The 24,458-nt window shown below is 56.4% G+C and carries 18 protein-coding genes and 4 pseudogenes; 8 read left to right on the forward strand and 14 right to left on the reverse strand.

The features are described 5' to 3' along the window. Positions 1-8 precede the first annotated feature (8 nt). Positions 9-1,706, reverse strand: a complete 1,698-nt coding sequence (locus tag CP557_RS07435; protein WP_097379332.1) for an MFS transporter — start codon at positions 1,704-1,706, stop codon at positions 9-11. 121 nt (positions 1,707-1,827) lie between these two features. Beyond that, positions 1,828-2,433 (reverse strand): hypothetical protein, encoded by a 606-nt coding sequence (locus CP557_RS07440; protein WP_097379333.1) that lies wholly within the window; start codon positions 2,431-2,433, stop codon positions 1,828-1,830. 478 nt (positions 2,434-2,911) lie between these two features. Here CP557_RS07440 and CP557_RS07445 point away from each other — a divergent pair, with 478 nt between their 5' ends. Next, positions 2,912-3,985 carry a sodium:calcium antiporter gene (locus CP557_RS07445; protein ID WP_097379334.1) on the forward strand — a complete coding sequence of 358 codons (1,074 nt, stop codon included), beginning with the start codon at positions 2,912-2,914 and terminating at the stop codon, positions 3,983-3,985. A gap of 46 nt (positions 3,986-4,031) precedes the next feature. Here the strand turns inward: CP557_RS07445 and CP557_RS07450 are convergent, their stop codons facing one another. The 5 genes and pseudogenes from CP557_RS07450 to CP557_RS07470 all read right to left on the reverse strand — a co-directional run bounded on the left by CP557_RS07450 (position 4,032) and on the right by CP557_RS07470 (position 11,189). After that, positions 4,032-5,009 carry a Na/Pi cotransporter family protein gene (locus CP557_RS07450; protein ID WP_245852928.1) on the reverse strand — a complete coding sequence of 326 codons (978 nt, stop codon included), beginning with the start codon at positions 5,007-5,009 and terminating at the stop codon, positions 4,032-4,034. Positions 5,010-5,540: 531 nt separating this feature from the next. Further along, the gene (locus CP557_RS07455) at positions 5,541-8,876 is read right to left on the reverse strand and encodes a PAS domain S-box protein (RefSeq protein WP_097379336.1); all 3,336 of its coding nucleotides are present in this window, start codon (positions 8,874-8,876) and stop codon (positions 5,541-5,543) included. Between the two features lie 479 nt (positions 8,877-9,355). Then, positions 9,356-9,796: pseudogene (locus CP557_RS07460) on the reverse strand (response regulator). Between the two features lie 337 nt (positions 9,797-10,133). Next, a complete protein-coding gene (locus tag CP557_RS07465; protein ID WP_245852929.1) occupies positions 10,134-10,475 on the reverse strand; it encodes a HalOD1 output domain-containing protein in 342 nt (113 codons plus the stop codon). A 63-nt stretch (positions 10,476-10,538) separates the two neighbouring features. After that, positions 10,539-11,189: a helix-turn-helix domain-containing protein gene (locus CP557_RS07470; RefSeq protein WP_097379337.1), complete on the reverse strand. Its 651-nt coding sequence runs from the start codon at positions 11,187-11,189 to the stop codon at positions 10,539-10,541. Between the two features lie 418 nt (positions 11,190-11,607). Here CP557_RS07470 and CP557_RS07475 point away from each other — a divergent pair, with 418 nt between their 5' ends. Both CP557_RS07475 and CP557_RS07480 read left to right on the forward strand, forming a co-directional pair. Then, complete coding sequence (locus CP557_RS07475; RefSeq protein ID WP_097379338.1) at positions 11,608-11,814, forward strand: DUF4177 domain-containing protein; 207 nt, start codon at positions 11,608-11,610, stop codon at positions 11,812-11,814. Next, positions 11,811-12,827 (forward strand): hypothetical protein, encoded by a 1,017-nt coding sequence (locus CP557_RS07480; protein WP_097379339.1) that lies wholly within the window; start codon positions 11,811-11,813, stop codon positions 12,825-12,827. Before CP557_RS07475 ends, CP557_RS07480 begins: the two co-directional genes overlap by 4 nt. 144 nt (positions 12,828-12,971) lie before the next feature. Here the strand turns inward: CP557_RS07480 and CP557_RS07485 are convergent. Both CP557_RS07485 and CP557_RS22130 read right to left on the reverse strand, forming a co-directional pair. After that, a pseudogene (locus CP557_RS07485) lies at positions 12,972-14,194 on the reverse strand (RNA-guided endonuclease InsQ/TnpB family protein). A gap of 9 nt (positions 14,195-14,203) precedes the next feature. Continuing rightward, positions 14,204-14,347: a DUF2080 family transposase-associated protein gene (locus CP557_RS22130; protein WP_143825052.1), complete on the reverse strand. Its 144-nt coding sequence runs from the start codon at positions 14,345-14,347 to the stop codon at positions 14,204-14,206. A 641-nt stretch (positions 14,348-14,988) separates the two neighbouring features. On the opposite strand from CP557_RS22130, the gene CP557_RS07490 reads away from it, so the two are divergent. The 4 genes and pseudogenes from CP557_RS07490 to CP557_RS07505 all read left to right on the forward strand — a co-directional run bounded on the left by CP557_RS07490 (position 14,989) and on the right by CP557_RS07505 (position 18,012). Further along, complete coding sequence (locus CP557_RS07490; RefSeq protein ID WP_097379340.1) at positions 14,989-15,186, forward strand: DUF4177 domain-containing protein; 198 nt, start codon at positions 14,989-14,991, stop codon at positions 15,184-15,186. Then, on the forward strand, positions 15,179-16,174 hold the full coding sequence (locus CP557_RS07495) for a hypothetical protein (RefSeq protein WP_097379341.1): 996 nt from the start codon (positions 15,179-15,181) through the stop codon (positions 16,172-16,174). The genes CP557_RS07490 and CP557_RS07495 overlap by 8 nt, the downstream gene beginning before the upstream one ends. Positions 16,175-16,391: 217 nt before the next feature. Then, positions 16,392-16,780, forward strand: a pseudogene (gene tnpA, locus CP557_RS07500) (IS200/IS605 family transposase). Beyond that, positions 16,777-18,012 (forward strand): annotated as a pseudogene (locus tag CP557_RS07505) (RNA-guided endonuclease InsQ/TnpB family protein). Before tnpA ends, CP557_RS07505 begins: the two co-directional pseudogenes overlap by 4 nt. On the opposite strand, the gene CP557_RS07510 reads toward CP557_RS07505, so the two are convergent. The 4 genes from CP557_RS07510 to CP557_RS07525 form a co-directional block, all read right to left on the reverse strand. Continuing rightward, complete coding sequence (locus CP557_RS07510) at positions 17,975-19,066, reverse strand: LEA type 2 family protein (RefSeq protein WP_097379342.1); 1,092 nt, start codon at positions 19,064-19,066, stop codon at positions 17,975-17,977. The pseudogene CP557_RS07505 and the gene CP557_RS07510 sit on opposite strands and share 38 nt — an antisense overlap. A gap of 146 nt (positions 19,067-19,212) precedes the next feature. Further along, positions 19,213-19,923 (reverse strand): hypothetical protein, encoded by a 711-nt coding sequence (locus CP557_RS07515; protein WP_245852931.1) that lies wholly within the window; start codon positions 19,921-19,923, stop codon positions 19,213-19,215. 206 nt (positions 19,924-20,129) lie between these two features. After that, positions 20,130-20,747, reverse strand: coding sequence for a hypothetical protein (locus CP557_RS07520; RefSeq protein WP_097379344.1), 618 nt, complete (start codon positions 20,745-20,747; stop codon positions 20,130-20,132). Next, a complete protein-coding gene (locus CP557_RS07525; protein ID WP_097379345.1) occupies positions 20,744-21,295 on the reverse strand; it encodes a hypothetical protein in 552 nt (183 codons plus the stop codon). The genes CP557_RS07520 and CP557_RS07525 overlap by 4 nt, the downstream gene beginning before the upstream one ends. Positions 21,296-21,621: 326 nt before the next feature. On the opposite strand from CP557_RS07525, the gene CP557_RS07530 reads away from it, so the two are divergent. Beyond that, the gene (locus tag CP557_RS07530; protein WP_097379346.1) at positions 21,622-22,713 is read left to right on the forward strand and encodes an AI-2E family transporter; all 1,092 of its coding nucleotides are present in this window, start codon (positions 21,622-21,624) and stop codon (positions 22,711-22,713) included. Positions 22,714-22,984: 271 nt separating this feature from the next. Here CP557_RS07530 and CP557_RS07535 read toward each other — a convergent pair whose 3' ends face one another. Beyond that, a complete protein-coding gene (locus tag CP557_RS07535) occupies positions 22,985-24,403 on the reverse strand; it encodes an IS4 family transposase (RefSeq protein ID WP_097379347.1) in 1,419 nt (472 codons plus the stop codon). Positions 24,404-24,458: the final 55 nt, after the last annotated feature.

Here is a 24,458-nt window from a genome sequence, read left to right on the forward strand (position 1 = left end):
GTTTTCGGTTAGTCATCCACGGCTGTTTCAGAAGTCTCATGTGTCGAACTCTGGGCTGACTCAGGGTGGTCAGTGTCGTCGTCATCTTCCGGTATCTGTCGTGGCAAGAACGTCGATGCGATAAGCAGGAGTAGCACGAACAGTACGAGGAGGAGCAGCGCCGCCCGTTGGGCGTCGAACATCGCAGTCTCGAAGATACCCTCGAGCAACTGTCGTTGCGTCGGAGTGAGTCGGTTTAGAAACTGTTGTTGTGTGGCTTCGGTCGCGGTCTCTGCTGCATCTTGGAGCGCGATCACCAGATCATTTCGTTGCTCCGTTGAAACGGTCACGTGTTCTGCTCGTAGTACCCCATCGACGACACTCCCGTAGAACTGTCCGAGAAAGAACGAGCCAATGACTGCTGTCCCCAGGGAAAATCCGATCGAACTGCTCACGTTCAGGACGCCGGATGCCTCGGGAGAGTTCGCGGTCGGGACAGCCGACATTGTCATATTGCTGATCTGTGCCACTATGAGTCCGACACCGGCTCCGTAAAGCGTCACTGGAATAAGCATCATGCCAATCGTCTGACCGGGGCCTGTCTGCTCGTACAACACCAACAATCCAGAGCCCATACACACGATGCCGAGCTGGACGAGCGTCTTTGGCGAGATGTACTTCCGCCAGCTGACCGTGACCGTCGCAAAGAGGATCGACGCAATAGAATACGGTAACAACGCGAGCCCAGTTTCGAAGGCGGTGTATCCGAGTACTGCCTGGAGATAGACCGGGAAAATGAACATGAAGCCGGCCGAGACTATCGAGCGAATATTGTACGTTATAATACCGGCCAAAAAAGGACGGTTCGTTAGTACATGCAGCGGAACGAGCGGCGACTTCCCAGCACGTTCCATTCGGCGTTCGTACTGAACGAACGCGGCGAGCACGAAAAGTCCAATCCCGAGAAACCAGATCGCCGGCGATGTCCCGAACGGATTGAATTGCATCTCTCCGATGACGAACGGCCGCCGTTCGATTAACCACCCGTACTTTCCGGAAAGAAGGAATCCCGTGACGAGCGACGTCGCACCGACGATGGACAGCGCCGTCCCACCTTTATCCAGCGAAATGCGTGTTTCCGACAGGGGGTTCGGAGTCACGTACTGAACGAAGAAGAGAATAATCCCCGCACCGAGGATTTGGAGCGAAAATCCCCAGCGCCAGCTTGCGTACGTGGTTAGTGCGCCACCGATAATCGGTCCAAGAGTCGATCCAACCCCGTGCACGCCAGCCAGCAGGCCGAATGCCTTCGCCCGGTCATCGTCGTCGTAACTGACTGTCAATACAGTGAACGTCAGGGGAAATAACACAGCGGCCGCGACACCCTGGATGAGCGACCAGCCGATATAGAGGATCGTCGTGTTCCAGCTAATAGACGCCACCAGCGTCCCACCGGCATAGACTATCAACGCAACTGTCATTACACGCCTCGTGCTATGCCGAGTTGGCAGCGTACCGGCTGGGAGAACCAGCGCAGCTATCACCAGCGAGTAGAGTGAAACCGCCCCTTGAATCACGGTGACCGTGGTATCGAACTCATCTACCATCGTGGGGATCGCCACGTTCATCAAAGAAGCGTTGACGACCAGGATGAACGTCGTCAGACTCACAGCGATTGCTGGAGCCCAGTACCGTCCCCCAGTCCGCAACTCCTCAGACAGAGACATATTCTCGTCTGAAGGGGGCCCATCTGGGGTCATTGAGTAGCCTCATGCGTTTGATCGTCAAATAACTGGGACGTGGTCAGCTACGTCGCTTCGTCAGCGACTGGCGAGACAAGGTGTGTACTCACATCCGGGATGTCTTACCATCGAAAAGGGATGTACACCGGACCAGAAGAGCCAGGATGATGGCCAGTCCGAGGGTCGGGTATTCGACCGCGACCACCAGCCATTTCGCCGATTGGGTGGTGTTCATCAAGCTGATGAGGGCGTTGGGATAGCTATCGGGGTTTGTATAGATCAGGATAACCCAGAGATTTTCCAGTGCATCGAGGAGCCGTGAACAGACGGTCAGCACCATCCCGAGCTTCGGAACCAACACCAGACGGTCGTCGAACGACAGTCGCTCCATCACGAGAGAGTGAATGGAGAAAAAGAGAAAGAACCCAGCCACAATGAAGAGGTAATCGAGCGCAGAGAGGAGGGCGACTGAATCCATAACCGGCTCGAAGGCCTGCAAGATGGTGTCCACTTCGGTCCGAGTCGTTGCCTCCTGTAGATCTGCGGTCGAATAACCGGACGTCTCAATCTTCCTCGTGACCGGGGCGAATCCAAAGACGATGGTTCCGACGAAAACACAGAAAGAGATGGCTGCAACGACACCGTGAGTTCTGGAAGAGCCGGCCTCCGCGTACGCTTCGACCGGTCGGAAGATGCTGATCTCTCCTCGCATGCTTGGGACTGTGCTGTCGGCCGTTGAGCGGCCGCGATGATAAAATAATGAGTTGCCGTTACGTTTCAAATGAGTGGCTATCCGGGTGACTCAGCATCGTCGAAGCTGGTCTCGAAAACCTCCTCCTCATTGGTATCATGTACTCGGGCTGGCGATGTACCGAGCGGTGGAGGTATCCTCTGTATCTCGCACTGCATTCCTAACCGTATTCTGGTAGGACGTTTAGACGATGCTGAATATACAGCGCGAATGGGGCACAGACTGAGCGCCCATCTGCGAGGGTAGTGATCGTTCAATAGAGGCGAAGGCGTTACCGGAGCAGCTGTCCATCTCTCGGATAGGTGTCAGAAACGACCTGCTGAATATAGAGGATGAGTTCACCACGATGGCTTGGTTTGTTTCGCGTTAAAGCCAATGAACCAGCTGTCCAGTAGACCTGCGAGCTTAATAATCTGGGAAGCGAACAGGTAGCTAACGGATGACTGTGGTGGGTGTCGGAGGGTATGTCGTTCTCGGGTTCGTCTCCATGGTCTTGTTAGTGCTTGCGGCCGAGGTGGTCGTTCAGCGGGTCGTGCGGGTCGCGAAGTACTACGGCGTTTCCGAGGCCGTCATCGGACTTACCGTGGTCTCTCTTGGGACGAGCCTGCCCGAAATCGCGGCACACGTCGTCGCATCGTCGCAAATCCTCCTCGGCGTCGGGGATCCGCGGATCCTCTCGGCGACCGTACTGGGCGGGAACATCGGTTCTGACGTGGTGCAGCAGACACTGTTGTTGGGACTCGTCGTGCTACTCGTGGGCGGCTTTCGGTTCTCGAACAAGTTCCTTCTCCGGGGCTATGCACCGATGATCGGTACGACGCTTCTCACCTTACTGCTCGCGTGGGACAGGACCCTTACGAGAGTCGACGGGATGATTTTACTTACGTTCTTCACATCCTACACATACGCTCTATATACGACGCGGAGCGACATTCTCCAGCAACAGGGCACCAGCCCCCCGTCTACGGCACCGAGACGGGATACAGTCGTCTCGGCGGTCGGCCTTCTCATCGTCCTCCTCGCCGCTCATTTTCTGTTTCGATCCGTCGGCTTCTTCGTGGCCCGAACGGGTCTTGAGGGATCACTGATCGGCGTCGTCGTGCTCGGAGTCGGTTCCGCCTCACCGGAAATGGTCACCGCAATCGTCGGATTGCGCGAAGGCGCAGAGGGGCTCTCGCTGGGAACGTTGATCGGGAGCAATATCACGAATCCGCTTCTCGGAATCGGTCTCGGGTCACTCCTCTCGACGTATCACGTTCCCAGGCCGCTCGTGTACTGGGACCTGCCGATGGAAACCGTAACGGCCAGTATCCTCCTCGTGTATCTGCTGACGAAAGACGATATTGGCGTTATGCTAGGAACGATTGCCGAACGCTTCGAACGCCACACGCTGCAAGCGCGCTTTGAGACGATCGAGGAACGCCATCTGGGTCGGGTCGGGGCAGCGCTATTGATCGTCCTGTATTTCGTCTATCTACTCGTCCGCGTTTCGTACTTTCCGGAGGACTTCTAACCCGACGGTGCCGCAAAAACACGACATACAGATCGGCGTCGGCGACTCACGGGAACACGATGAGCAACAGCGGGACGAGCAATAGCGAGAGGAGAACGCTGATAAAGTAGCCTCTATTGTCGACGATCCGGTTTTGGACCCTGTCGATGAGCTTGCTGTATGGCGCGTAAAAGACCAACACGACTACGGAAATTACGGACCCACCGGTCACTAACGCGAGGACGGTAAGCACGCCGACGGCCGTGTTCAGCGCGATCGCAACGATGAGCGTATCGATCAGCGTCCCGATGTTCGCTCCCAGCACGAACGGCATGATCTCGTTTCGTTTGATATGCCCTCGATTGTAGAGCGGGACGATCATGCCGAGCGAAAACGCGACGCTCGTCGTGACTCCCGTAACGATGAGTCCGAGTCCGAACGACACCCACTTGTCCTGCAATCTCGAGACATAGCGCCGACGCAGCCGCTGTTTATCGATGCCATCGAGTATGTGATCGAATAACTGGAGGCTCACGAGGATACAGCCAATCGCCAAGAGAAACGCGATTCCGGCCCCGACAGAGTCGATAATTATGTCGGCGATGACCGAGATCACGTCCGGGAGCGAGACCTCAAGGTCGGGAAGCATCCGACTGTGACCCTCCCCTGTCCGGATCGCCGGCATCGCGACATATCCCAGCGCCATCGCAGGCAGGTAGATCGAATGGGTGAGCAGGAAGGTGAGCAATCCGAGGCTTGTCGATTCGCGGAGCGATTCGATCTCCTCGTTCAAGTAATCGAACGCCCCGATGAAGACGACGACGGCCGCGCCGCCGAGCCGAGAGCCGACGATCATCAGAAACAGTTGCGACGGGAGAACAAGTCCCGAGTTGAACAGGGATAGCGAGAGGGCGGCGACGATCGACCCGTTGGCTAATACGTACGAGGCGATCCAGCTGAGTCCGAGTGCCGATCTATCGTCGACGATCACTCGATCGAGAACCTTTCTGAGTGACGGTGTCAGTGCATCCGTTGCGGCTCCCAACAATCGTATCGCGAAGAGAAATAGGACAACTGTTACGACTACTTGTGACGCGATCACTAATGACGAATCGGCACGCAACCATCTGAGACCAGTCTCCCTGCTGATATTCTTTCACCCGGCTCACAACATGCGCTGAGACAGGTAAAGTATTGTTCAGAGTTCGATGAAAGATAGGATACCAGGAAAGACGGTGGTCACGATAATTGCTACATCTGCACTGAGCGTTCACCATTCTCGTAAATCGGGTAAGCCTTCGTGCGACATTCGCGCCTTGTATTCAGCACGCGATTCCGAATATCTCTCAGTCCTGATAGACCGTCCAGCGTTCAATAAGCACATCTACTGAACAGCTGGTTCATTGATTACAGGGTGAAACAAACAAGGCTGTCGTGCTGAACTCATCCTCTCTATTCGGTACGCGATTTCTACCAGGATTCGGATACGTGGGGTCCGAGCTTGCTGAATGCAGGGCGCGAATGCAGTACTCTCTGACCATACAGCAGCGAGGATGGCGACGTCAGCACAGACCGTTTAGGTATCGACAGACGGAAGGGTAAACGAGAATGTCGATCCCTCGTCGGGTTCGGAGTCGACCCAAATCTCGCCATCGTGGCGCTCGACGATCCGCCGGGCCAGTGCAAGGCCAATGCCCGTCCCAGAGTGTTCCTCGTGTGTATGCAGCCGTTGGAACACCTCGAAGATACGCTCCTGTTTATCGGGATCAATCCCAATACCGTCGTCCCGCACTGAAATGACCCATTGATCGTCATCACGCGTGGCGGAAATGTCGACCTGCGGTGGCTTGTCTTCACTGTACTCGATCGCATTACTCAGCAGGTTCTGGAATACTTGGCGCAATTGGCTGTCGTCGCCATCGACACGTGGGAGGTCATCGGTCGTGATCTCGGCGTTACTCTCGTCGATCCGCATTTGGAGATCCTTGCGAACGTCATCAAGGACATCGTCGAGGTCGACCGGTTCGAACGGATCGCCACGCGTTTCGATGCGCGAGTATTCGAGCAGCCCGTCGATCATCTGGCGCATCCGCTCGGCGCCGTCGACGGCGAACTCAAGGAATTCTTCGCCGTCCTCGTCAAGCGCATCGCCGTACTGATCCCCGATCAACTGGAGGTAGCTCGTCACCATCCGCAGTGGCTCTTGAAGGTCGTGGGAGGCGGCGTAGGCGAACTGTTCTAACTGTTCGTTCGACTCCTCGAGCTGGTGCTGGTACTCTCGAAGTTCGGTAACGTTTTGAACGACGACCATCCCGGCGTAAATCTCGTCGTCGGCATTCCGGACGGGAAGCGTATGCGCTAATAGGGTGCGTTCACCGAGATCGATGTCGAACGAATTCGATTCGCCGTCGAAGACGGCGCGGAAGTTCGGTTCGATACGGTCGACGAGTTCGTCGGGATAGCGCCCGTAAATCGTCGTGCCGACGACCTCGTCCAGGGAAAAACCGAGGCCGTCGAGGAGTTCACCACCGACGACGTTGTAGGTTAGCTCCTCATCGTAGAGGCCGACCGCACCGTTCGGGAAGTTCTTGACGAGCGTCCGGTAGCGCCGTTTGGACTCCTCGAGCGCATTCTCGCGCTCTTTCCGTTCGGTGATGTCACGCGCGACGCCGATTCGTTCGGTTCCGTCGCCGGGTAACATAGCGAACGTCGCCTCTGCGGGAACGCGACCGCCGTCTGCCGTCTGTAATGTCGCTTCCATCATCGATTCGTCGGTGCTCCCCTCCGCGATCGCTTCCTCCAAAGATGCTGCCCGTTCAATCGTCTCCTCGTCGACAACGAGCGAGACGTGCGATCCAAGCAGTTCCTCCCGGGAGTAACCGGTCAGCTTGGTGTACGCGTCGTTGACCATCGTGAAGCGCCCGTCCTCGTTGACCGTGTAGATTCCGTCGTTGGCGGTTTCGACGATCGTCTCGTACTTCGCCAGTTCTCGCTCGCGCTCTTTACGCTCGGAGATGTCCCGGACGACACCCGTTCGACCGATCGATCCGCCGCGGGCCTCGTATGGGCCGAATCGTCCCTCGACGGGAACGCGGTCACCGCCTGCAGTCTCGAGGTCGAATTCGATCGTGGCGTACTCCATTTCGCCTGCGAGGACGTCTTCACTCAGCTCTTCGGCTCGTTCGTGAATGTCCTCGTCTTGGATGAGCGTGACGCGTTCCCCGAGCAACTCCTCGCGATCGTAGCCGCTCATTTCACAGAACGCGTCGTTGACCATCACGAACCGATCATCGACGTCGAGCGTCGCCACGCCGTCCCAGACCGTTTCGATTGTCTGTTCGTACCGCTCTAACTCCCGCTCGCGCACCTTCCGTTCGGTGACGTCTTGGAAGTACACCGAGAGACCGCTGTCGGACGGGTAGACGGTCACCTCAAACCAGGTCCCGGAAAAGTCCTCTTCGTACGTTCTCGACGCTCCGGTTTCGACCGCTCGAGGAAACTCGTCGAATCCCCGAGAATCGCGCGCATCGGGAAATACCTCCCAGACGGTCTCTCCAAGCAGCTCCGCTTCCGAGTGCTGGAGGATTTCTTCCGCTCGTTCGTTGACGATCGTAAACTGAAACTCCTCGTCGACCGCGTAGAAGGCGTCGGAGATCCGACCGAATACTCGTTGAAGTTCGCTCTCGAGTTCCTGCTCGCGCACGTGCCGGTCGGTCATATCGCGGGTGATTTTCAAGTATCCTCGGGTGATTCCTTTCTCGTCGCGAACCGCAGTAATCGTCACGTTTGCCCAGAAGCGTGTGCCGTCCTTTCTGACGCGCCAGCCTTCGTCTTCGATGGATCCCGCTTCGGCGGCCCATTCGAGATTCCGTTCGGGGACGCCCGCTGCGCGATCCTCCTCGGTGTAGAACCTCGAAAGGTGTTCGCCGAGGATCTCCTCAGAGTCATATCCCTTGATCGCCTTCGCCCCGTAGTTCCAGCTGACGACGTGACCCTCCGCATCGAGTCGAAAGATTGCATCTTCCTCAACGGCGTCGACCAGCGACTGAAACTGCTCTTCGGTTTCATGGCGGGCATCCTCCGATCGCTTCCGATCCGTGATGTCGTAGTAGAGTTCGATTCGACCGCCGGCGTACTCCCCTGATTCGATTGGTTTGCTCCGGTGCTCGAGCCAGCGTTCTTCACGGTCGTCGCACGCCGTGACGCGGCACTCGAACTCCTCGATGTAACTGTTGTCGTCGTACGTCGCCAAAACTGTCTCTGCAAATCTCTCTGGATCGTCGACTGTATCCACGACGAGCTCGTGTACGACCTGTCGTTTGTCGCGGCCGATGAGGTCGTCCCGATCGAGGCCGAAATACCGTTCGATCGTCTCGTCGACCCACGCGATGTCGAACTCGTCGTCGAGAACGAAGATGCCGATATCCGCTTCGTCGAGAACGCTCGTGATCGAAGCGTATGACGCCCGTGCCGACTCGAGCGTTTTCAGCCGCTGCTCTTGTTCGGAGGTATCTCGTACGACGCCGATCGTTCCCTGAAGCTTCCTCTCTTCGATCAGCAGGTTGATCCGTAATTCACAGGGAACCACGTCTCCATTGGCAGTTTGAATACCAAGTTCGAAGGGAGCAATGTCCTCATCTTCAGTTTCGATCTGACTTCCGATTTCGCGTTCGATGCGTTTGACGTCGTCGTCGATGAGAACGAGCGAGACGTGCTCACCGATGAGTTCCTCGCGGGAATACCCCGTCATTTTGACGATCACGCCGTTGACCGCGACGAAACGCCCGTCCGAATCGAGCTGATACACACCGTCGTCGATCGTGTTGACGAGCGTCCGATACCGGTGCAGCGCCACGTCGTCGTCGATGTCACCCCAGAATGCCTCATCGGAGGCGCCCGATCGTGTACTCATTATCACTCTAATGATTAGAAACAACTTAAAGCACTCGTCGGTCGTGCAAGAATTCACGTTTTTGTCTGGTGATTACACGAGTTCTCAAAGTCCAAATCACATACTCTTCGTTGTGACTTCACACCACTGGTAGGCATACGTCGAATACCCCTGTCTCGAGGCGCGAATGAGACTGTTCGGTGAGGAGAATTTGGGCATTTTAATAACATCGAGAACACGGGCGACAGGCAGTTCGTAGGTTGACTGAACGGCTGGTCCATTACCCATGACGTGAAACAAACGAAGCCGTCGCGCTGCATTCACGCTCTGTATCTTGCACGCCGCATCTGTCAACAGGTCGGAAGTTTTGCAGGTCTTTGCAAGATACACAGCGCGAATGCAGCAGAGGTTCGAGCGTGTTCAACGGAGTGTGCTCGGTAATTCAAACGTGAAATAAAACTCTAAGAGGTAGAGGAGGACTGCCAAAAAGAAGATAGCTATCAATCTTCTCGAAGGATTGCCACCTGGAACTTCTCGAATGATTGAATGACCTGAACGAACTTGCCGGGATCAACCGATTTTTGAGTACTGCATCTTCGTCCGCATCGTGATCGCGATCGCGTGATTCAATGAGATTCTCGTCCAATCCGGTCAGGACGATCACCGGGACGTGATCCAGCTCGGAATGATGTTTAATTTCGTGTAGAACGTCTTCACCGTCCATTTTAGGCAGTTTCAGTTCAAGTAATACGATGACTGGTCGGGGGGGCGTCTTCGTACTCTCCGCGTCGATAGATGAAGTCGAGTGCTGCTTCGCCATCAGTGACGGTGTTGAGTGAGTTTGCGATATTGCCGTCCGAGAAGGCTTCTTCGATGAGGCGGACATCACCCGGATTGTCTTCTGCCAGCAGTATCACCGCCTCTGATGACCCGCACGACATAGAGTAACAATCCGGGTTAACGGGTATAAGGATTCCGTGTGTTGCTCTGTGGATAGAATTCCAATATGTAGCTATTGCTGTGCTCGTTGTTCAGTAACCATCTGTAGTGGATGTATTTTCATATGAATATTTCTCTGGAGCGTGAGCTTCAACGAAGCTCACGGGCCCTCATCAGCTTCTGCTCCATCGTCCTTGCCAGCTCCCCGTTCGGAATTACACCCCAGTAAATCGGAAGGTTGTGCCCTCGCAATTCGGGCACGACTCATGTCCCCATGGAGCAGGGTCAGCGCCATTCTCAGCCATGTACACGAAACTACAACCGGTGCATTCTACATATTCATCCATCCATATCACCGTTAGAGTGCCTGCACTCGATTACCCCAGAACCATCGACTGTAATGGACAATCCTGCATACTCAAACGTAACCTGATACCCCTCTCCAGAACCAGAAAACAGGGTATCAAGTGCGCTCGAATCAATTACGCTGTGCAACGGCTTTAAATCGATGAGATCAGTTTGAGAAGCAGCCCCTACTACACTGATCACTGCAAGACTTGTGTTGTCAATACTGGGATCATAGTCGATTCTGTGTGTCCGATCTCGCTCATCAAAGCTAATACCAGTCGCAGATTGCACAAGATCAACACTTCCCACTGTGGACCGCTCGTGTTGGCTCACACGAGAGCATAGAGTAGCGAATCGAGTAAGAATGGCTTTTGCTTGCGTAATGTGTTTAAATACTCAGCCGGACGGTCTTATTAGTGTGCTCGCAATCAAACGCCTCGTCCCGCGCTGCATTCGAGACGCTAATGCTTGCCTCGTAATTCCGAGTTCATCGGCCACATCATCTTGTGTTGCTTCACGAGGAGAATCGTAGTACCCACATGCATACGCGAGAGTCAGCGCTTCCCGTTGTGCACCAGTCAGATCGTACTCTTGGCCCGACTGTAATGGCGATAGCGCATGCAGCTGCGTGAGTTCTACCGGAAAGTCTCTATCTCGGCAGTACGATTGGAACGCAGACACGCCCTGCTGATCGGTGGCGCGTATCTCGAACGTCCATCTGCCTTCTTTTCCAATAGCCGAGATAAGTGAGACGTCCGTTTCGAGAATGGCAGTCAAGATACTTTCATAGTCCATATCCCAGTCGATTCGGACGAAAAACTCATCGTCTACCGTATCGACTACCCGGAGAGCGTTGATTCCGGGGTGTTCAACCCTGTCCAAATTGATATCTGATTCTTGAACGTCTTGTAGCCAAAAGTACGGGATTATCGCTTTAGTCGTTGGGACAACCCGATCTAGCTCGACTTTCCCGGCTGGGAATTTTGAGAATATTTCAGAGAGCGGGAAATCGCCTGACGTGGCAGTGAACGATGCTTCAATAGCCATACGTGGGTTACGTCGGTATAGGTAAAACCCTCTCGAACCCGAGATTCACAGCGAATATTAACCCATGTCGTCGGGAGACTGAACAGGAACACCCTGGACAGCCGCCAATACACTGTTCGCAGATCTACTGGTTAACCGAAATAGCACTACCCAGCCTTGTTTAGACGCTCCCGGATGAGCGGGTCAGGAGTCATTTTGACTGAAAAGAATCCGGTGGTAAGCACCTCACAGTACGGTTCCAGACTTTGAGAACGAAGCGTTAGCGCCGATCTCGGTCGCTTCTAAACAAGGCCCATGCTCTGTATTCGGCACGACCGCTTAAACCCATCACCGATTGAGGGTTTCAACAAGGCCAAAATATTCCCTCCATTTCGGTGGTGGAGCGGGATATAGAGGGCTACAGTACCTACTAGGAGTGATGTCCGAATCAGAAGCAAACCGCTGGGAGTACGAGACACTTCGCCCACCACGTGATGAGACCCAAAAAGAAGCAGAGGATCCGAAAGCAGAGTTGAATCAACTCGGTGCAGAGGGCTGGGAGTTTGTGGAGACGATCGACTATGAGGGAGGCGGCACCAAGTACCTCGTTTTCAAACGACCTGCTCAATCGAGTGAGCCAGTATGACTGACGAGACCGACATCAGTACGGCCAACACGATGCGTGAACGCTCGGGCGAGAGTCGGATAAAACTCTGGTTGCTGCTGCGCGCGAACCGCCTTCTCGTCTCCAGTGTCCTGACCAGTGCCGTGTTCGTCGCATTCGTGATCGCCGTCACTGTCCTCGATCCACCGTTTTCACGGCAACTCGAGTCCGGCGACATGATCGAGACGATGTTCTCGACGATGATCACGGTCATAGTGACTGGGACGACACTCGTCGTCACGATCGGTCAGCTCGTCCTGACCCAAGAGAACGGCCCGCTCGGCGATCAACGCGAGCGGATGGCCAGTTCAATGGATGTCCGGGACTTTACTGAAGAATTAATCGGGTCTCCGAGTCCTACCGACCCATCCGAATTCCTCCGCCAGATCATCGGAATCACGGCACAACGGACTACGGCTCTTCGAGAGTCTATTGGCAAGAATGATGACGAGAACCTCCGAGAAGAGGTCGATGAATTCGCTGAGAGCGTCACTGGGAACGCTGACACGGTACGTGATCAACTTGAGGGTGCGCAGTTCGGCTCGTTCGATGTGGTATTCGCCGCACTGAATTTCAATTATAGCTGGAAAATCTTCCAAGTTGAACGTCTCGCGAACGAATACGAAGAGAGCCTCACTGAGGAAGAACACGGCTTGCTTGACGACCTCAAAACAGCGCTGTCTCTGTTTGGTCCGGCGCGCGAACACATCAAGACGCTGTACTTCCAGTGGGCACTCATCGACTTGTCTCAGATGATTCTCTATGCTGCAGTCCCGGCATTGGCCGTTGCGGGTATCATGGTCGGAATCGTCGATGCGGGGACGTTCCCGGGAAGCACACTCGGTCTCGATCACATCATCCTCGTCGTGGGCGGTGCGTTTGCAGTGACGCTTGTTCCATTCATGCTGTTCGTCTCGTACGTCCTTCGCATCCTCACCATCGCGAAACGGACACTTGCCATCGAGCCGCTGATCCTCCGCAAATCACAACGCTAAGGCGTTACAGCTCCGCTTGGCGCTCGTCCGGGGATGTCTGCTTGCTGAATGGTGTGCCTACGACTGGCGACGCCGCGCCGAGGCGGGAGTCGCCTCTGGTGGTGGCCGTTTGAGGAGTCCATCGACATAGTGAACTACCCCACCCTACCGCTCGCCTGACGGCTCGCGCTTGAGGGTGGGGCTTCCTGTTTCAACGACGCGCTTTGCAGGAACCGAAGTGGTCCCTGTAGGGAGCGCAGTCTCCACAGGCGTTAATTCGGAGCGTCCCGCTCCTACCTGCTTGATACCGCGAGAAAGAATATTCCACGCCGCGTTCCAATCCCGGTCTGCCGTGAACCCGCACGACGGGCACGAGTGTTCGCGGATCCACAGCGGTTTGTCCGTCGAGACACCGCACGCCGCACACTCCTTGGTCGTCCCCGCCAGGTCCACCGCCACGAAGTGAGTCCCATCGCGTTCACACTTGTACTCAAGCATACGGAGGAATGTCCCCCACGCCGCGCCTGCTCGGTTCCGGGAACTGCCCGGCAGTTCGTTAGCCCGGCAGCGTCCAAGTCCTCCACGGCCACGAGGTCGTATTCGCGGGCGTAGTGGTTCGACAACTTGTGTAAGAAATCGCGGCGCTTGTGCTTGAGGTCGGCGTGACGTTCGGCTACGACGCGGCGCTGTTCCGCCCAGTTGTTCGAGCCGTGTTCCTTCCGCGAGAGGTCGCGTTGGGCGCGTTCCAAGCGTTCGCGTTCGTCCGAGAGTTCGAGCGATCCAACTGCCGTACCGTCAGTGTCGTGGCCATACGTGAGAATCCCTACGTCGATACCGACGCACTTCTCGGGTGTCTCGGGCTTCTCCGGCGCGTCATCCAGGATTTCAGCGCCGAGGATGGCATACCACTTGCCGGTGGGTTCGCGCTTGACCGTGACGGTCTTGATTTCGGCGTCGTCGGGCAGGTCGCGATGGAAAGTGAGTGGGATTTCACCGATTTTCGAGAGCCACAGTCGCGTTCGGCCACTCGTGTTCTTGAGTTTAAAGCCGGATTGACTGTAGGTGAACGAACGGTATTCGCCCTTCCCTTTCTACTTGAGCGTCCCGACTCGATGGCCGTTCTGCTTCCGGCCACGGAGCGTCGAGAGGTTGTCGTACAGTCGTTGCACGACCTTCTGTAGCACCTTCGAGTGAACTTGTTTCAGGTCGCTCCACCACTTCTTGAGATCAGGGAGTCGCTTCTGTTCGGAGTATGACGAGGTGTCGTCGTTCCGATTCAAGCGATGGAGGAAGTGATTGTAGACCTGCCTACAGGTATCGACAGTCCACGCTAACTGCTCTTCGAGAGTGTCGGATGGTCGGAGTCGATACCTGTAGTTGTAGTTCATTGTGTGGTACTATTCGTCGTCTGGGTCAGAGACACGGACGACTTTCACGTCCGCGCCACGCCATCGCTTCGGAACGTAGACGTGTGCGCCGTTACCGGTGGCTTTCACGTCGCCGTCCACGACTTCCTGGCCGTTGATTGTGAACTGTTCCATGTACGATGTAGATATAAAGTATATACTATTAAAGATGGCGGTGGGCCTGTGGGCCGAGCGTCGAACGTGCTTGATACTCGCGCGGCGTTGACGAGACGCGTCGCGTCTCGTTCGCACACCAGAAATCTCCGACTTCTGGGGACGCTGTATCCCCTCCCTACTCGCTCCCTCCGGTCGCTCGTTGAGGAAGGGGCCTTAGCGTCTTAATTCAGGTAACACGGGCTGCGTGGACGGCCCTGGTTGTGCGTCGGGCCGTCCCCGCGAACTAACCACCCGACGACCGGTTCTCCCGGTAGTCACCGACCAGGTACGCCTCTTCGGGAGTGGCAACGCTGTCGCGTCGCCGGCTGACTGCCGTCGACAGCGACAAGGCTCCATCGATCTCCTCATGGTTACCCCGTCAACCGTAGTGGTGCAGCCGATCCGACGCAGAACTCGAACCTCAGACACGGTTGGATATGGACGCTTCGTGAGGTACTGAAAATGGATTTCCAGATTGGTCGAGATTCATACTCGGGGCTACCTGAGACTCATGATTGTGGTAGACGACGATGCACGAGCACACCGCACTGTTCCCAATCATTACACGACGGGAAACAGCCTGTCAGCAGAGTCATTACCGTGAGTGCTGATATCCACTCATGGGTACCGAAATACACCAGCAATGGGAATACAAGACACTCGAACCGCCAAAGGGATTGACCAAGCGAGAGACAGTCGATCCAACAGACGAACTCAACCGCCTCGGTGCAGAGGGCTGGGAACTCGCAGAGACGATCAGCTACGACGGTGGGGGCACGAAACTACTGCTGTTCAAACGCCCAGTCTCTCATGAGTGACCTCTCGACGGACAACACGCTACGTGAGCGGACGGATGTCAACAAGTACTGGTTCTGGTTGCTGCTCGGGGCCAACCGGTGGGTCGTCGCCGGTGGGCTCGCTTTCCTGATCTTCCTCGTGTTCATGATCTGGGGCGTGATGAAGCCGGTCTCGTTATACTCGACCATGCAGTCGAGCGACATGGTCGAGACGCTATTCGCCGGTCTCGTCGGCGCGATCATCACGGGAACAACGCTCGTCGTCTCGATCAATCAGCTCGTCCTCTCCCAGGAGATCGGTTCGCTCGGGAGCCAACGTAGTCGGATGGACACGACGATGGATTTCCGCCAGAACACCGACAGCCTCCTCGGGATGACGACGCCCGCAGACCCTTCGGCATACCTCGATGCGCTTATCGAAACGAGCGAACAGCGAGCAAAGACACTGCGAGACACACTCTCCGAGACTGAAAACCAGGAACTCTACAAGAAGGTGGACGAGTACGTCACCGACCTGTTGGAGAACGCCGACCACGCACGCAACCACCTCGAAGACACAGATTTCGGCACCTTCGACGTCTTATCGCCTGCGCTCGATTACAACTACGATCGGAAGATGCACGACGTTCGCCGGCTCGGGATGGAGTACGAAGACTCCCTCACCGACGAGGAACGAAGCGCGTTCAGAAATTTGCTCGAAGCGCTCACGATGTATGGGGTGGTCCGCGAGTACATCAAGGATCTCTACATCCAGTGGGCGCTGGTAAAACTCTCACGAGCCATCCTGTACGCCGCAGTAATTGCACTCACCGTCTCCGGGGGGATGGTTGTCTTCGTCGATGCGACGACGTTTCTCGGCACGTTCCTCGGTATCGAGAGCGTTCTCTGGGTTGTTAGCGCCGCGTTTGCTATCTCAACGCTGCCATTTCTCCTGTTCATCTCCTACATCCTGCGGCTCGCGACGCTTGCAAAACAGACCCTCTCGATGGGACCGCTCATGCTTAGCTAACTGAGTACCAGTCGAGACAATATTCGAGCAGGAGTTCGACGACACGTCACTGAACGACCTGCTCAACGATCCTGATAAAGATACAAGCGCATACTCCCGTCTTTAGGCGGGGGTCAAACGGACAATAGCCTACACACCCATCGACGACTCCATGGCTGGATTTCGCCTGTTCTATCGGTAGTATTAACATACAGACGGACCATAGTATACAACACGGATGAAGACCACACGGCACGCGACCTACAACCTCAAATACCACATAGTGTGGTTGCCGAAGTACCGCAACTCGGTACTCGTCAATGAGGTCGCAGACCGTGTCCGGTCGATCCTCCACAAAATAGCCGACGACAAAGGCGTCGAAATTCTCGACCTCACCGTACAGCCCGACCACGTTCACCTGTTCGTCAGCAGTCCGCCCAAGAACGAACCGGCGCTACTCGCCAACTGGTTCAAGGGCATCTCCTCGCGCAAGTACAACCACCGATACGCTGACCACGAAGGCGAGAAAATCGGATGGGCGCGAGGGTACTACCAGGGACTGCCGGGCACGTTTCAAGTGAGACTGTCGAGAACTACATCCAACAACACAAGGAGGGCGACTCGTGACCGAGATCACGAAGACGCTCAAGCTCAAACTTGTGGACCCGAACGCCCACAAGCGGCGGAAACTCCGAGAGACGCGAGAGGCGTACCAGCACGCACTCCAAGACGCATTCGACGTTGGATGTACCACACAGACCGAAGCGAACGACGTGGTGGTCAACTAAGACCTGAGCGGGTACGCGAAGAACGCGCTCAAGAAATACGTCCCGCAGTTGACGAAGACTTACAATGCGGGTGAACTCCACGACGACCACCCTGTCCGCTTCACTAACGAGGGGCTACGACTCGACCACAAGCCCGAGAACGCTATCGAGTGGTACGTCAAAATCCCGTACCACGAGGACTACCACCTCTGGATGCCAGCACAACCGAATCCCGAACACCGGGACTGGCTGGAAGCGTTGAACGTGGGAGACGCCACGATGGGCGAGAGTCGGCTGTTTGAGCGGGACGGGACGTGGTATCTCCACGTCACCGCCACCCGCGACGTGGAGGAACAATCCGAGGTGTCCGCCGAAGAACGGACGCCCATCGGAGTGGATATCGGGGAAGCGTCACTCGTTACGGTGTGTCACCGCGACGACCACGGTTCCCCGACCGCGCCCGAACTGTGGGCCGACGAGGGCAAAATCGTTCGTCGGCTCCGCAAGACCTACTTCACCGCCAAGCGCCGACTCCAGACGCGAGGGAGTGAGCGTATCACGGAGTCCTTCGGAGACGACGTGTGGGGACAAATAGACGACATACTCCACATTGTCACCCGCGAAGTCGTAGAGTACGCCGAGTCCGTCGAGAACCCCGTTCTTGTTCTGGAAGATCTGACGTACATACGGGAGTCGATGGACTACAGCGACTTCATGAACCGGCGTCTCCACGGATGGGGATTCGCCAAACTCCACGCGCAGATACGCTACAAGGCCGTCGAGAAGGGTATCCCCGTCGAGACGGTGAACCCGCGCAACACCTCAAAGGAGTGCCACGCCTGCGGTGAAGTTGGATACCGCCCTCGACAGGCGACGTTCAAGTGTACGAACGACGCTTGCTGGATGGGTGAGTACCAAGCGGACGTAAACGGCGCAATAAATATCGCAGACCGCTACCTCAGCGGAGAGAGCAATTCAAGAGAACACACGGATGGCGATGACTCGGCTGAGGATGGGGGGCGTTTGACCGCCCCGCAAGACACCCAAGCCGATGCTACCACGCAGGAGACGCTTGGGACGTATGCGTCTTGAAACCATAGGGCCACGACCGGTCTGAAATTCCGTGGTGGGATTCCCGCGTCTTTAGGCGCGGGAGGAGGTCAATCAACGGTTCTCCCTGTTCTCGTCCGGTCTCTTCGCTCGCAGACTCATTCACGCTCGAGTTTTCAGGGCCGAATAGATCCGTTTCGAACGTCCGCTCGTACGAGAGAAACTCAAGCGAGGTCGTCCGCTGGACGCCGCCGTACGCCAGCGTCGCATTGAAGTCGACCGTCAGGTTCGACCGTTCGTCGTTCCGGAGGTGCGTGACCCACCACTCGTCGAGCTTAGAATTGTTGATCATCGCAATGGCCTTGAGCGTTCGGGTACTGTCGGGCCGTAACACGGTCTGTTGGCCGGCGATGCCCTGCCCGACGACGATCCCATTTAGCTGGACCGTGTAGCGGATTTCCGTGATCGGCACCGGAATTGGCGTTGGATTGGTCACCGTCGCCGATGCGTCGATCGGCGTTCGGGTGGCGGTGGCATTGCCCCACTGTGCGTTCGTTTTGTTGACGACCATCACCGTTTGGCCGTACGCCTGCAACTGCTGACTCTCGTTCGTTTCGAGCGACTCGAGCAGGTTCGTATGAACCGTTCGGGTTCGAGTCCACTCTTCCGCCGGGAGTCGGATACCGGCGTAGTTGACGACGACATCAGGTTCGACTCGAGCCGTCGTCGTCTCGTTTCTGTTGACGTGGGAAGCCCACCACTCGGGAATCTCGTCGTTGTCGAACCATGTGGTGACGGCGACGGTACTCTTGTCGCCGCCGAGAGAGACATGGTTTTTCTGCCCCGTCGCGACCTCGATATCGTTCATCGAAACCGCATACGAGACATCCGCCGCGGCGTCGCCGGCGCGGAGCAACAGCGGATTGTCGACGGCGATCTGCGTTTCGACTTCGGTCCGCTCGGCCGTGACGGATCCCCAGTCGTTATCGACCGATTCGACCTGCGGTCGGTCTACTGCGAAGACACCGTAGCCTACAGTTGCGACGATCAGGACGCCTACGAGGAGGACTACTGCACCCGTTCTGCCACGAATCATCTACCGCAAGTTCAATACCATCGTAGTTCCGGCATCGCGTTACACATTCAAGCCGTTGAAATCCAATACCCATTCGACTGATCCCGGCAAGATGGGCCGTCCTCGTCGCCGGTTTTATTCACCAGAGCAGCAGAATGCTGGGCCCACTATCGGAGAGACTCATCGTCGATAGTAAGTGTTTCTTCGTCTACAACACTGAACTCGGCAGCTACGAGATTCCCAGCCGGATCGAAGATTTCGGACTCGTCACGCATCACGTAGAGCTGTCCCGGTTCCGTGTCCGCGCCCTCTTGCGGGAAGAAGAGGAACCGGTTGTTCGTGCCGAAGTACTCCGCGTGGACGGTATTGTAATCGGTGAACAGGCCGCTTTGCTCGATGTCCTGTGGGACCCAGCCTTGCGGCCCTGAGGTAATCTCGAACGGCGCACTCGAGAAGAAGTTATCGGGACGGACGGCGGCTTCGCCGCCGTCATCGTCCAGAATCTCGAAGTCCTCTTGGATCTCGAGCTCGAAGGGGAGGTCCTCTCCAGTGAGCGGTCGGTACTGGACACGCACGAGATCGGAGATCGCTAACTCGTCTTCGGTCGGCGACGATAACCGGTCGTCGAACACGTACTCCTCCCCCTCTTCGATCTGTGCATCCTGAGGCACGAAGAGATACCCTTCCTCGGTCGTGTTGAAATGTTCGATGACGCGCACATTGTGATTCTGCAGGACGTCTGGGTTGTCCACGACGGGGGCGTCCTGCAGTGCTGGCGAGACGACCCGGAAGACGGCGCCCGAGAAGTACATCTCGCCGGTCGTGATCGCCGCTCGAAACTGCCCGTCACCGTTTTCAGTCGTTGTCTCCTGTGCCACTGCGTTTCCGGTCACTCCGAGCCCCAGCGCGGCCGCAGTGACCGTCCCCGCCTTTACAAACCACCGTCGAGATTTCCGGCCAGGTTGGTCGTTCATGCTGAATCACTGTCCTCTCGGACGGTCAGTCATTCATCCCGTCTTCGGATAGACCTCGTGCTGGCTTTTGCAGCCGTTTGCAGTGCCATCGATCGAACGTCTGCAGGGATCTAGTTCTCAGGCTTGGAACGAAGTCGTCGCCGAAAGAATCCAACGAGTTCACTGACGGATCCTGTTCCCCAGATTGCGACGATCACTGCGCCGACTGCGTTGAACACGAAATCGGTAACAACATCGTCGATGCCATAGACCGTGACTACCACGCCGCCGAGGGCAAACTCCAGTACCTCCCAGAAGACACCGATCGCGAGGACGAAGATGACGATGGACACGGATCGAAACGTCGATAAGACGTTCAGCTCATCTGAGTGGAGTTCGAACGTCCGAAAGGCCGCATACCCCAGTCCTGCGATGACTGATGCCGAGACGATATGGGCGATCTCGTCGTACCACTGGTACTCTTTGTAGAGCCAGAGCGATCCCATCGTGTGAAGGATCACGGCGGTGGTGATCCAGAAGACAAGTCCGGCGTCCATCGAGTATCCGTACTCCCGGCGCAACCACGCCGGCAGGAGCGTTATCCCGAGGGCAAACCCCGCCGTTCCAGTGATTCCGAACTGAAACGTCGCTCCACCGTAACCGAGGAGCGAGATGAGCACAAGTTGCAGGCCTCGAACGAGACGGCGCTCCTGGGCATCTGTCAGCCCCAGCGCGTCACCGAGCATCATGATGAGTCCGCTCCGTTCGCGACTCGAGCGACGGTACCTGTCGGCTCGAATCGACCGGCGTACCACTGGAAGAGCGCGCCGAGAACGAGCCCCACGACGGTGACGATGACGAAATCCCACTGGAGTTCGGTCTGCGAGCGCAGGTACTTGGTCCCGAGCCACTGATCCGAGTAGAACTGCGCGACGGTCCAGAGCGCCTGGAGCGCCATCGTCGTCAGCATTGCAAAGACGACAGCGAACCGACGGCTTAGGTCAACCGATGCGAACGTCTCAAGTTCGACGACGATGAGTGCGAGTGTCGCAACGTCGAGATACACCACCGTCTCGGACGGTAATCCAGCCACACTGGTAACGACAGTGAGCGTAGCGACTGCCAAGAGCGGCCAAGAAACCATCGCCGTCCAGTCGCCGGTGATCAGCGCTGGGACCGATACCGTAGCGACGATGACTAGCTCGAACCCGCCCCAGAGTAGAACGCCTGTAAGAACGCTCTCGATGGCACCCAGCGCCACGATGCCCGTCAGCAACCATCCGATGACGGCGTTCATCCGCTCGTCACGGACGAGGCTCTCGAGCGCTACAGCATACCAACTCGGTTCGGAGACACTAAAATCCGCAGCCAAGTTTGCAACTATTCAATGGAGATGAACGTCCGTAGCCAACGGATCGACGGACGTGATCTGGCCCCTATCGTCGACGGAGATAGCTGCCGCTGACAGTGATGAGTCGATTTATATTGCTGACTGGAGTCCGTTCCTGACTCATACCGAATGGTTGAGATTGGTTCTGATTGGCATCGGCGTCAGAAACGAACTCGAGACAGTCTTCTCTTTCAATACCGGCATTCTTCCGATTTGTGCCCATGTGAGTACCCATGGCCGTTTTCGGCGGATGGGACGGCAAGCGTCTCCTCTGGGTTGGAGTCGGGTTGGTGATCGCGACACTGATCGGCATTGCCCTCTTCAGATACGTGGGGACCCTGCTCTTCGCGATATTCGTCTACTACGCAACGCGTCCACTGTATCGCCAGCTCGACCGCGTCATCGACCACCCGAACGTGACGGCGACGGTCACGATACTGTTCGTCGTCATCCCGATGGCGGCCGTCGTCGCCTACGCGGGCGTCGTCGCACTCCGCGAACTGGATCAGTTTCTCGCCTCGAGCGACTTCGAGGCGTACCGATCGCTGCTCCAGCCGTATTTGCGATTGGCCAGGGCGGGCAACATCGATCGACTCCGGGAGGTGCTCACGGCTGGCACCGGTGGCTCGATCAGGAGCGTCGTTCCCCAGGGCACGCTGGACACCCTGGGACAGCTGCGATCGATCGCCGGGTTCGTCTTCTCGGTTCTCGCTCGGTTCTTTCTCATGCTCACAGTTCTCTTCTATCTCTTGCGTGACGACCAGAAGGTACGACGGTGGTTCTACGAGAGCATCGACCACGACGACGAGATCGTCTCGTACATCGAGGCAGTCGACGACGACCTCGAGACGATTTTTCTCAGTAATCTCGCAGTTATTGCGGTCGCCGCCGTGACAGCCGCCACAACGTACACTGGTCTCAACTATCTCGCATCGGGAGGGGCCGTCGTCGCCACGCCGGTGTTGCTCTCGCTGCTCATCGGGATCGGAACGCTGATACCGGCCGTCGGGATGAAGATCGTCTACGTCCCGTACGGACTAGTCCTGCTCGGACTCGCAGTGACGACGTCGACGCCGCTGTGGCACCCGATCGCGTTCCTCGTTCTCACGTTCGTCGTCGTCGACACCATCCCCGACTTCTTCGCGCGGTCGTACCTGTCTGCGCGAAGTGGGGTTCACATGGGACTGGTTCTCCTCGGATACTTCCTCGGGACCCTCGCCTTCGGCTGGTACGGACTCTTCCTCGGCCCGATCGTCGTCGTCCTCGCAGTCCATTTCGCGCATATGATATTTCCCTCCCTCGGTAGCGATCTCCTTGGAGAGTGACCGCGGCCGACCGACACTCTTGTACTTCCGATACCAGCAGTGATAACGCGAGTCCCGTCGGTGCGTTGATGATCCTGTCGCCAAGCGGTCGTCGCGACAGGAACCGACAGAACCGGAAGTGAGCTGAACACTGTGCGACGGACGCAGCTAACGGTCACCAGCAGAGAGTAACCCGGTCGATAGATAGGGATACGAAGGCCGCAACACGATACCCGTCGGTGATAAAGATACGAATACCCCCGTCTTTAGGCCTGTCTCTTACCCAGAAGTCTCAGGAGTGCAGTTCATATCCCTCCGCCAAAGTCTGGAGTTTCTTGAGGCCTTTCCACATCGTCTCCCAACCGGGCGGTGGATCAGAGCCACGGTCAAGGTAGCCACCGATCTTCGCAACCGCAATTGCGTATGCTTTCGGCCCGTTGTCGGTCAATTCTGGAAATTTCGTTTCCAGAATTGACCGCTCAGTCTCAGTTAGAAGGACTTCCGGTGAGTGGTGTACTTCTCCCCGGGCAAGCTCCCGTAACTCTAGAACCTTCCACGCAATCACCGAATAGATACTCAACAAGACTTCCATGCGTTCCCACGTTTCGAGTCGGCGCTCCTCAATCCGGCACCCTGTTTTCAGCACCTTGTGCCAGTCTTCAATCGTCCATCGGGCGCGGTAGGAGTCTACCACAGTCAGCGAATCACTGAACGTAGTGACCGATTCAGTGGTGAGCAACACCCACTGAATCGGGTCGTTTTGCTCTCCGAGTTCATCGATCCGCACGACGTTTACCTTGACTGGTTCAGTGTGAGTTGGATCGTTCTGAGGGGGAAGCAACTCGCACGATCCAGCTTTGATAGTTAGTTCAGCCTCTCGGGCTTTTCTTCCATTCCCTCGGCCGATTTCGAGAGACGTGCGACCTTGTTCTGGGAGATTTTCACTCCAGTCAATCAGACGGCCGTCCGTTCCGGACGGCGTCTGAATACAGCGGTTCTGGTTTGCACGAACGATGAACCCAGCGTCTAGATCATCTGTAACTTCATGGTAGAACGCAAATGCGTCAGCTCCTCGGTCATGGATGAATATCGGTCGAACCTCTTCGACAAGCCAGTGACTGGCTTGCCTATCCCCTCGAATCCACTTCTCCTGTTCACTCTCTAATTCGATTGGCTCGTCCTTTCCATTCGCATCGTGCTTGGTACTGGCTTGTTGGTCCTCGATCAGCGACTGCTGATCGATGACCCCCGTCATACGGTGAGTCTGTGGATCAAGACCAATTGTTGAGTGAACTTTGACGCCTTCAAGATCTGTCTTGGAATTACCGATGTCTCCCAAGCCTTCCTTGGACGGATGTCTCGGGAAGACAAGTTCAGTCGTGTCAGAGACGACTAAGAGTTCTTCCTTCCCACGGATTCGTGACCGTTGTGCTCGTTTGTGCGCATCGAGGATCTCGTTGGGATCCACACTCTCGTTATCGCAAAATCGGTACGTAGCTTTTGTGAAGGCCCAGTCTTCGCACGCGTTTGGGATCGACTCGGCAGGTGCTCTGACGAGCCGATCTCCGACCTGGATCAATCGGTCAGTGAGACGGTCATCACCCAACTCAGCTGATTGAAACTCCTTGCGAACCTTTCCAGAGACATCTGTCTCGCGCAATTCACTCTCGTCGTCTCCATCAGATCGCCAACTCAGTGAACCGCTCTGCATCTTGGCCTTTCCCTCATCGAACTACAGCGATAGGAGTTATGGGTAAGAGACAGGT

Source organism: Natrinema ejinorense, from assembly GCF_002494345.1.
Lineage (GTDB): Archaea > Halobacteriota > Halobacteria > Halobacteriales > Natrialbaceae > Natrinema > Natrinema longum.